The organism is Agrobacterium sp., assembly GCF_032092815.1.
In the GTDB taxonomy this organism is placed as follows: domain Bacteria; phylum Pseudomonadota; class Alphaproteobacteria; order Rhizobiales; family Rhizobiaceae; genus Agrobacterium.
Map to the genome: position 1 here is coordinate 1 of NZ_DAMDBP010000089.1, position 5,668 is coordinate 5,668.

The following is a 5,668-nucleotide window of genomic DNA, read 5'->3' on the forward strand; positions in this document are numbered from 1 at the left end:
TGCGCGGCGTGAAGAGTCTTTGCATCCCCAATACTGGGGATGACTAGATTCCCGCAACAAGCGCGGGAATGAGGGGGGGCTTGGCGGCCCTTTCAACTCGAGCCGCCACCCGTCTAGCCTACGCCCTCACGCCAAATGCTGACCGAAGAAATCGGCAATGCGGTCAAACGGGATCTTGTCCATCTGGTCATAGAGATCGGTGTGGTTGGCATCCGGCACGATCACCAATTCCTTAGGCTCGGCAGCGGCGGCAAAGGCCGTTTCGCTGAAGTAACGTGAATGGGCGTTTTCGCCATGCACCAGCATCACCGGACGTGGAGAAATCTCGGCAATATAGGTCAGGATCGGCATGTTCATGAAGGACAGCGGCGTGGTGCGCGACCATGCATTGCCGGAGTTGACGGCACGGGCGTGATATCCGCGCGGCGTGCTGTAATAATCATGGTAGTCGATCATGAATTGCGGTGAATCCGCCGTGACTTCAGCATTATAGGCCGGCTGGTAGGCCGGGCTGCCGTTTTGTGCATCCTGCCAGCGCTGCTGGCCCAGCTGCTCCAGTGTCTGCGTGCGTTGTTCCAGTGTCACGCTGTCATTGTAGCCCTTGGACATCACGCGGGTCATGTCATACATCGTGCTGGCCACCACAGCCTTGACCCGTTTGTCTGCAGCAACCGCATTCAGCGCCATGCCGCCCCAGCCGCATATGCCGATGACGCCAATCCGCTCGCGGTCGACGAAGCTTTGCAGGCCGATATAATCCACCGCAGCACTGAAATCTTCGGTGTTGATGTCAGGCGAGGCGATGTTGCGTGGCTCGCCGCCGCTTTCACCGGTGTAGGAGGGGTCAAAGGCCAGCGTGGCAAACCCGCGTTCTGCCATGGTCTGCGCGTAAAGGCCAGATGACTGTTCCTTCACCGCGCCAAACGGCCCGCTGATGACGAGTGCGGCCAAAGGCGCGCTTGTGCGGTTTTTCGGCAGGTACAGGTCACCGGCCAGTGTTATGCCATAGCGGTTTTTGAACGACACTTTCTGGTGGTCCACATTGTCGCTTTTGGCAAACACCTTGTCCCAGCTGCTGTCCTGCGCCAGCGCCTGTGTCACGCCCGCCGCCATCGGCAACATGCTCATGGTTGCTGCAGTCAGCGCGGTCACCTTCATCAGGTCGCGGCGGCTGGCATTGTGGCCCTTGTCGGTTTCGTTCGTGGTCATGGGCAAATCTCCTTGTTTTGAAAATGGCGTGGTGTGTGGAGTTTCAAGATTGCAGTTTTACGAGATGCGCTCGATGCGAAGCGGGAACTCGCCTGATATGTGCAGCGCCGAGAAACCATCATCGAAGCGACCAAGGCGGATCAGGCCGGGATGTTTGTAAGGCGCGTAAAACATCGCCAGATTGCCCCAGGGCATGTAATAACAAAGGTCATAGGGCTGTTCGTTGCTGAACGGGCCACTGCCTTCAGTTGTTAGTTTGCGCGGCAGATAGGCAATCTTTTCATTGCCGCCAAAGTCGCTGATCGTCAGGTCCAGCGGCAGCAGCGTGGCAAAATCGCGTGCCGATTTATTGTTGTAGAGCGTTGCGGTCATGCTCTGATTGGCAAAACTCAACCTTATTCTCACCGTGCTGCGCTCCTGATTATTGGGGTCTGACTGGCTGAAGGCGTGGCAGGGAAAGGTCGAGGCGGCCAGCACCGTCGCCAGAAGCTCGCGCCGTTTAAGGTGGCCAAGGGGCAGGGCTGGTTTGCTCATGTCGACCTGCGCACCGCACGCCATGCGGCAAGGGCAAGAACGGCAGAGCCGCACAACATCACAGCGCTCATCAAAAAGGTGGAGCGCCAGCCAAAGGCATCAAAAAACAAGCCACCAAGTGAAGCGCCTGACGTAATGGCAAGCTGAATAACCGCCACCTGCAGGCCGCCACCGGCTTCGGCATCATCGGCCAGCGTGCGGCTCAGCCATGTGCCCCAGCCAACCGGCGCAGCCGTGCCCAGAAAACCCCAGCCGGCAAGCGCGACAAACACCGCAACCGGCCGTTCGCCCAACGCCACCATCACACCGGCAAGCCCGGCCATGGCAAGTGGAATGGCAACCAGAATACTGAACAGACGGCGCTGCAACAGCCGGCCAATCAGCCATGTTCCAACCGCGCCTGACAGGCCCATGGCCAACAGGAACAGAGACAGGGTTTCAATGCTGAGCCGCGTGACCTGCTCGAGATAAGGCCGCAGATAGGTAAACAGCGCAAACTGGCCCATGAACAGCAGCAGAATGGCCGCCATGCCAGTGGCAACCGGCAGCCGCAAAAGCAGCCGGAAAACATTGAGAGATGTGTGGTCACTGCGCGGTGGCAAAGATGGCAGACGAACCCACTGCCACAACAGTGCCAGCAGCCCAACCGGCACCACCAGAAAAAACGCCCCACGCCAGCCAATATAGGCACCCAGCAAGCTGCCAAGCGGCGCGGAAATGGTGGCGGCAATGGCATTGCCGGCATTCAGCAGCGCCAGTGCCTTTGGCACGTCGCGCACATTGACCAACCGCATGACGATGGCCGTTGACATGGCCCAGAACCCGCCAATTGAAATGCCAAGAACTGCGCGTCCAGCCATCAACACGGGGTAATTGGGTGCAAAAGTCACAATCAGGCCAGACAGGATCAGCAGCGTAGTCAGCGACAGCACCACGCCACGCCGGTCAAACCGACGGGTGAGGCTAGATATGAACAGGCTGGTCAGCACGGCAAAAATGCCGGAAACGGAAATGGCTTGGCCGGTATTGCCTTCCGTTACGCCAAGATCGGCGGCAATCGGTGTCAGCAGGCTGACCGGCATGAATTCCGAGGCAATCAGCACGAACACGCACAGTGTCATGGAAAAAACCGCACTCCATGCGGCGCGGCTGTTTTCGGTACCGTTATCCGCGGTGCTTTCGCGACGGCCGTGTTGCGCGCTCTGGCGCTCAATCTCGTCCTCGTAGGTCAAACTCATGCAGGCATCCTCATCGAAACCACGGTTCCCCGGTGATGCGTGAAGATATTGATGCGCGACTTTGCGAACAATCCATGCTAATTCGCATGGACTTATCGAAATTCAATATGAATTGAGGTGGCCTATGCTGCGCGAAGACATGAAGGATCTGCTGTGGTTTCTTGAGGTTGCCAAGGAGCAGAGCTTCACCAAGGCGGCCGCGACGCTTGGCACGTCACAATCCACGCTCAGCCACACCATCAAGCAGCTGGAAACGCGGCTTGGTGTGCGCCTGTTGACCAGAACCACCCGTAGTGTGGCGACAACAGAGGCGGGTGAGCGGCTGATGCAATCGCTCGCGCCGCGCTTTGAAGGCATCGAGGCCGATCTGGCCGATCTGGTGGCATTCCGTGAAAAACCCTCCGGCACCGTGCGGCTGACCCTGTCTGATCACGCGCTGCAAACCACGGTGTGGCCCAAACTTTCCAAAGTGCTGGAAAAATATCCCGATGTGCGGGTGGAGCTTTATAGCGATAACGGCATGCGCAACATTGTCGAGGAACGTTTTGATGCGGGTGTGCGGCTGGGTGAAAGTGTCGATAAGGACATGATCGCCGTTCGCATCAGCCCCGACTGGCGGCTGGTTGCGGTGGCATCACCGGCCTATTTTGCCAAAAATCCAATACCTGAAACCCCGAAGGACCTTGTCGGTCATTCCTGCATCAATCACCGCCAGGCGACATGGGGCGGCCTCTATGCCTGGGAGTTTGAACAGGATGGGCGCGAGCTGCGGGTGCGGGTGGAAGGCCAGCTGACCTTCAATTCCTCCGTCGCGATGATTGATGCGACACTGCAAGGTTATGGCATTGCATATGTGCCGGAAAACCTTGTTGCCGAGCATATTGCCGCTGGTCGCCTGATTTGCGTTCTCTCTGACTGGAGCCCGCCCTTTACCGGTTACCACCTCTATTACCCCAGCCGTTGGCAGATGTCTCCGGCCCTTGCCGTGGTGGTGGATGCCCTGCGCCAGCGCGGGTGACGAGTGGTGTTGCGTGATGGGTAGGGTTGTGTTGTGCATGACCATGTGGCTTGACGCCCCACCTCTACCCCCGGTGGGAGAGGAAGAAAAATCATCATCTTAGCGTGCTAAGTGATAGATTTTTCAGGTGAGGGGTTTTGTTTGCCACTTCTCGATCCACCCACTCGGCGTCATTCTCGGGCTTGTCCCGAGAATCTATCCACGTCGCAATTTTGGTGGATGGCTTAGATCCTCGCCACAGGGGCGAGGATGACGTCGAGAGTGTAGTTGGCGCTGAGTGCGAACTGTCTGCCGATCATACCTTCACCCCACCACGAAATGATTGGCTTTTTTATACGCCGACAGCCACCCCAACCAACCCTCATGCCTCGTCCTCGGGCTTGACCCGAGGGATGTCACAGGCATCCAGCCGACGCGCGTCGGCGCGGCGAGAGAAGTCTTTTCATCCCCAAGACTGGGGATGACTGGATCTCTGTGACAAGCACAGAGATGAGGGGTTCTGTTGTGCTGCGCCCAAACCCGCCGTCATATTTGGGGCCTGTCCCTAGGATCTAACCACGTATCCGCAACCGCAACATCTCTGATTGGCGTGGTTAGATCCTCGCCACAGGGGCGAGGATGACGTCGAGGCAATTGTTGGTGCATTGTTTGACACTGAGGTCCACCCCAGCCGACCCTCATGCCTCGTCCTCGGGCCTGACCCGAGGGATGTCACAGGCATCCAGCTGACGCGCGTCTGCGCGGCGAGAAGAGTTTATCGATCCCCAAGACTGGGGATGACTAGATTCCCGCAACAAGCGCGGGAATGAGGGAGGTCGGGGCTGCCACTAGCACCCCACCTCGACCCCTGTGGGAGAGGAAGAAAAATCATCACCTTAGCTTGCTAAGTGATAGATTTTTCAGGTGAGGGGTTCTGGACTTGCTTCGGAAAAGTGGAGAGGTTTTCTTGAATTGAAAGGAAACCGTAATGACGAAGAAAGTGCCGTTTACGAAGGAATTTGAACGTGAGGCCGTGCGGCTTGCGCAAACGAGTGGGCGCACTCGGCGCGAGGTCGCCGATGATCTGGGGATCGGGTTGTCGACGTTGACACGCTGGCTGAGCCGCCACCGTGATGCAGTCATGGACGATCCCGGTCTTCGTGACGTCGATGAAGATATGGTGGCCGAGCTCAAACGCCTGCGGCGCGAGAACGAGATTTTGCGCCAGGAGCGGGACATCCTGAAGCGTGCCACGGCTTTTTTCGCCAAGGAGGGAAGTCGATGAAGTTCCGCTTCATCGACCAGGCGAAACAGGAATTCCCCGCACATCGTCTCTGCAAGGTTCTGGATGTCAGCCAGAGCGGCTATTTTGCCTGGAAAGACCGGCCAGCCAGTCACCGACAGCGAGACGACATGGTGATGCTGGCGCATGTGCGCTCGGCCTATACGCTTTCCCGCGAGACTTATGGCAGCCCACGCATGACGCGGGAACTGCAAGACAGCGGCTTTGCCATCGGTCGACGACGAACCGCCCGGCTGATGCGCGAGAATGGCCTTCGTGCCCGGCAGAAGCGGCGTTTCAAGCGCACGACGGACAGTCAGCATGCCTTCCCGGTCGCGCCCAACATCATTGATCAGGATTTTGCCGCAACCGACCCCAACCAGAAATGGGGTGTCGATATTTCCTATG

General features: G+C 58.1%; 4 protein-coding genes and 1 pseudogene. 2 read left to right on the forward strand and 3 right to left on the reverse strand.

What is annotated here, in order from left to right:
- Positions 1-126 precede the first annotated feature (126 nt).
- Genes RT613_RS23630 through RT613_RS23640 form a run of 3 tightly spaced genes read right to left on the reverse strand, consistent with a single transcriptional unit; the run spans position 127 to position 2,981 of the window.
- Complete coding sequence (locus RT613_RS23630; protein ID WP_313618805.1) at positions 127-1,209, reverse strand: alpha/beta hydrolase; 1,083 nt, start codon at positions 1,207-1,209, stop codon at positions 127-129.
- A gap of 57 nt (positions 1,210-1,266) precedes the next feature.
- Positions 1,267-1,743, reverse strand: a complete 477-nt coding sequence (locus RT613_RS23635) for a cyclophilin-like fold protein (RefSeq protein ID WP_313618806.1) — start codon at positions 1,741-1,743, stop codon at positions 1,267-1,269.
- Positions 1,740-2,981 (reverse strand): MFS transporter, encoded by a 1,242-nt coding sequence (locus RT613_RS23640; protein ID WP_409558892.1) that lies wholly within the window; start codon positions 2,979-2,981, stop codon positions 1,740-1,742. Before RT613_RS23640 ends, RT613_RS23635 begins: the two co-directional genes overlap by 4 nt.
- A 124-nt stretch (positions 2,982-3,105) precedes the next feature.
- On the opposite strand from RT613_RS23640, the gene RT613_RS23645 reads away from it, so the two are divergent.
- Together RT613_RS23645 and RT613_RS23650 are read left to right on the forward strand one after the other, a co-directional pair.
- A complete protein-coding gene (locus tag RT613_RS23645; RefSeq protein WP_313618807.1) occupies positions 3,106-3,999 on the forward strand; it encodes a LysR family transcriptional regulator in 894 nt (297 codons plus the stop codon).
- A gap of 967 nt (positions 4,000-4,966) precedes the next feature.
- Positions 4,967-5,668: pseudogene (locus RT613_RS23650) on the forward strand (IS3 family transposase); the annotation flags it as partial.